The organism is Escherichia sp. MOD1-EC6098 (genome assembly GCF_002965865.1).
Classification (GTDB): Bacteria; Pseudomonadota; Gammaproteobacteria; order Enterobacterales; family Enterobacteriaceae; genus Escherichia; species Escherichia marmotae.
Genome location: NZ_PTSN01000049.1, coordinates 1 through 4,586 on the forward strand (window position 1 = coordinate 1; position 4,586 = coordinate 4,586).

At 59.2% G+C, this 4,586-nt stretch carries 2 protein-coding genes; both read left to right on the top strand.

The genetic code is table 11. The features are described from left to right. Positions 1 to 84 precede the first annotated feature (84 nt). On the top strand, positions 85 to 537 hold the full coding sequence (locus C0K55_RS25225; protein ID WP_000141610.1) for a DcrB-related protein: 453 nt from the start codon (positions 85 to 87) through the stop codon (positions 535 to 537). Positions 538 to 555: 18 nt separating this feature from the next. Next, on the top strand, positions 556 to 4,586 hold a 4,031-nt coding region (locus tag C0K55_RS25230), incomplete at its 3' end, for a DUF6531 domain-containing protein (protein WP_105283451.1).

Consider the following 4,586-nt stretch of genomic DNA (forward strand, 5'->3'; position numbering starts at 1 on the left):
GCAATAGACGTCACCTTCATGACTAAAAAATAAATAAAAACCCATCAAAAAATAATTCGTTTATTAAAAAGGACTCATGCCATTATGACGGAATATTACCTCAATGAGACAGTTATAACTTTCACCGGGAATATTATTCAGGACAGTACCATTAATATGTTGCGGCTCAGCAATCCCGACGCCGCACTCATTATCAGCCGGGGTCAGATGCAGGAAGGAGACGAATTAGCCTCTCAGGTTGAACAGCAAATGAAAAAGCTGGAAAAGCAGGTCAGGGAACTGCACCACACGCCCGTGCAGGTGACCCGCGTGGGGATTAATGACGCTGAGGAAGGGCTGGAGATACAGAGCCAGTTTCTCCGGGGTAACGAGCAGGTGTATCAGTGTCAGGTGGCATTTGTATTGCCGGGTGAGCGGGTCATGATGGCCTTCACTTACGCCAGAACCACACCGCTGACCCCGGCAGACATGACGCGCTGGGCTGAAATTAAAAAGAATCTGCGCTTCAGGATACGGCAGGAAACCAGGACGCATTAATCACACAGGGAACGGGACATGGAAGATGCATTCTGGGCGGCAAGGCAGGGTGATGCCCTGCTGCATACGTCGTTTATGGCAGATGTGCTGGGGGCGGTGCTGGAAGTGGCCGCAAATGTCGTTATTGATGCCCTCATTGTCGGCGCAACCTCGTTACTGGCGGCGTCAGTAGGGATCACGATGGGGTGCACGGCTGTCGTGCTGACCGGTTTTGTGGCGGGTGTGGCGATGGTGTACACCGGCGTGACAGAAACGGTCAGCGAAGCCTGTTCAGACCTCGCAGATATGCTTTTCCCGCCTCAGATTGAAGGTTACATCCTCACCGGCTCTGGTGACACATTGATCAACAGCAAACCTGCCGCGCGGGCAGCGGCCACAGCGGCATCGCGGCAGGAGATTGAGGCACAGGAAGCGCAGGCGAAGGCGGAACAGGAAGAAGCGCAGCGTCAGGAGGACGCCAGAACGTTCCGGGATGTGGCCGGGGAATATCTGGAAATGGCGGGGGCAATAGCCCTGGCGGTTCATCCGGTGACTGGACCTGTTCTGATGTCCCGGGCGCTGCACGACCAGCTCAGTACGGAAGAAGGGTGTTCTGAGATGGTGGATGGCGTGACACATTTTGTGTCGGAACTATGGCAGCCCACCGTGGCCAGTGCGGCACCTGGCTCCACCCCGACCCCTGACGATAAAATCGACTGCCATAAACATCCTTCCTCACTGACTCAGTTACTCGCACAAAAAAAAGCCGCCTTTCTGGATGACCCTCTGGGAACGGCCCTTAACCTGTTGAGTCCGGACGGTCTGCTGGAAACCGCCTTTCAGGGAGTGAATGCGGTTATTGGTAGTATCAGTAATCTGTTCAAAGGTGATGACGAACCGCCCGCGGCGGAATATATCGCGGAAGGTGCGCGGGATGTGCGTGTCAACAGTCAGCCAGCGGCACGCAGCGGGGCACGCTGTACCTGCGAGGCCAGGGTGGTGAATGCGCCGGGGGACGGGGCGTTTGTGTCACCGGATGTCCGCATTGGCGGTCCGTTACTGGTGGTCAGGGATATCAGAAGCGGCAGGTCGCAGATAACCCTGGTGGCAACCGTGGCGCTGATGTTTCTTCGCCCGGGCAAAATGCTTTCTAAAATCGCCTGTTTTGCTGCCGGTATCGGGATGAGCATGATGACGCAGAAGGCCATCAGCGCCCTCCCGCATCCGGTCAACGCCGCCACCGGGGCCAAATACCTGGCTGATGATGATGACTTCGATTTCAGCCTGCCGGGCCACTTTCCGCTGGACTGGCAGCGTGTGTACAGCAGTCGTGACGAACGCACGGATGGGATGTTCGGTCAGGGCTGGAGCGTGATGTATGAAGTCAGCCTCGAGCGCACACCGGGTAACGCGGACGAAAACTGCATGACCTTTGTGGCGGGTATGGGGCGACGGCTGGATATGGAAGCCGTGCTGCCGGGGAGCGGGTTTTACAGCCCCGGTGAAGGACTGGCAGTACGGCGTGGTGAGCAGGGGCACTGGCTTATCAGCAGCGATGATGGACATTTTTTTCTGTTTGAAGCCGACCCGCATCACCCGCAGCGCCAGCGGCTGAAAATGCTGGGCGACCGTAACAGCAACTGTCTGAATCTGTACTACGACGACCGGGGGCGCATCACTGAAATCCGCGGCGAACAGCAGCGTCCGTGCATCCGTCTGTATTACGAACTGGCGGCGCATCCCCGGCGGGTGACACAGATTTATCAGCATTTCCCTGATACTGCACCTTTACTGCTGCGTCGTTACAACTATGACGAGGCTGGCCACCTGAACGGCGTGCACGACAGCACGGGGCACCTGTTGCGTGAGTTTGCTTACGACGAAAACAACTGCATGACGCTGCACCGGCAGCCCGGCGGCGAAGGATATTATTACCAGTGGGGCTGGTATGAAGGGCCGGATGATGCAGGCTGGCGCGTGACGGGCCACCATACCGACAGTGGCGCACGATACCGTCTGGACTGGCGGATGGCTGAACGTGTGGTATGTGTGACAGACGGGGCGGGCCGGACACGCTTTCATCAGTGGGATGCGCAGAATCAGGTGACGGCGTACCAGGACGAAGCCGGGCAGGTGATGACGTTCCGCTGGAGCGACGAAGAACGACTGCTGCTGGGGATGACCGACGCTCAGGGCGGCAAATGGCGCTATGTGTATGACCGCCTGGGGCATATCACGGAGACGCACGACCCGCTGGGGCGGGTGGCACAGACACAGTGGCACCCGGTGTGGCACGAACCGGAAACGGAAGTGGATGCAGCGGGGAACAGTTGGCGCTGTGAGTACGATGAACGCGGCAATCTTCTTGTCGTGACCGACCCGCTGCAACAGAACACCCGGTATCAGTATGACCGCCACGGCCAGGTGGTACAGATAACCGATGCCCGTGGGGGGAATAAATACCTTCAGTGGAACGAAGACGGGCAGCTCACACGGCATACGGATTGTTCCGGCTCGCAGACGGTCTGGTTCTACGACGAACGCACGCGGCTGATACGGATGACAGACGCGCAGAGCCACAGCACACGCTACGGGTATGACGACAGCGGTCACCTGGTGGAGGTGATACTGGCGGACGGCCGCACGGCGCATTACCAGCCGGATGCGGCGGGCAGGCTGGTGAAGTATACCAGCCCGATGGGGAGGATAACGCGCTGGCAACGCGACGGGCAGGGGCGGGTGCGCAGCCGGACGGACGCGATGGGGCGCAGGACGGCATTCGGGTACGACGCCTACGGACGGCTGACCCGGCTGACAAACGAGAACGGAGAAAGCTATCAGTTCCGCCACGATGTGCTGGACCGTCTGGCGGAGCAGATAAACCCGGATGGCTGTCGCCAGGCGTACCGTTACAACGCGCTGAACGCGGTCACGGAAGTGGTGTTCACCGGGGAGCGGGGCGGTGAAATCCGTCACCGGCTGGCGCGCGATGCGGCGGGCCGGCTCACGGCAAAAGAGACAGCAGAAAGCCGCACAGAATACATCTATGATGCGGCAGACCAGCTACTGGAAATCCGCCGCCAGCGGTCGGATGCCGGGGAAACGGATGCACCGGAGATTATCCGCTTCAGTTACGACAGACTGGGACGGATGCTGACCGAGGAGACGGCGCAGGGCATCTTAACCCATCAGTACGATGAACTCAGCAACCGGACAGCCACCACCTTTCCGGACGGCAGAACGCAGCGCCATCTGTACTACGGCAGCGGTCATCTCCAGCAGATAAATCTGGACCGGGAGGTTATCAGTGAGTTCACGCGTGACGCCCTGCACCGTGAGGTGCTCAGAAGTCAGGGGCGGCTGAGCACGCGGCAGCTTTACGACCCTGCCGGGCGACTGAAGCGCAGGGAGACATACAGCGGGATGCGCGGGGTGGTGCCGGAAACGTTCACGGACCGCCAGTACAGCTACAACGGTCAGGACGAACTGCTGAAGACGCGGCACAGTCGGCGGGGGGAAACGGATTACTTCTATGACCCCACGGGCCACATCACGGCATGCCGCTCGGAGGATGAGGGGTATCTGGCGAGCTGGCAGTACGACGCGGCGGGAAATCTGCTGGGGAGGCGCGCGGGGGAAAGGGCCACGGCAGAAAACAGCGTGGTGCCGTTCAACCGGCTGATGTCTTACCGTGGCGTGCATTACTGTTATGACGAACACGGCCGGGTGGTGGAAAAGCAGGGCCGGAGCGGAACGCAGAGTTACCGTTATGATGCGGAACACCGGATGGTGGAGGTGACGACAGCGCGGGAGACATACCGGTATGTGTACGATGCGCTGGGGAGGCGGACGGAAAAACAGCACATCAGCCCTGACGGTAAACCGTACAACCGGACAAAATTTTTATGGGACGGGATGCGGCTGGCGCAGGAGAGCAGGCCGGAGGGGATAAGCCGCCTGTATATCTACAGCGACCAGGGGAGTTATGAACCGCTGGCGCGGGTGGACAAGGCGGGCAAAGAGGGACCGAACCGGATACTGTATTTTCACACAGATGTGAACGGCGCGCC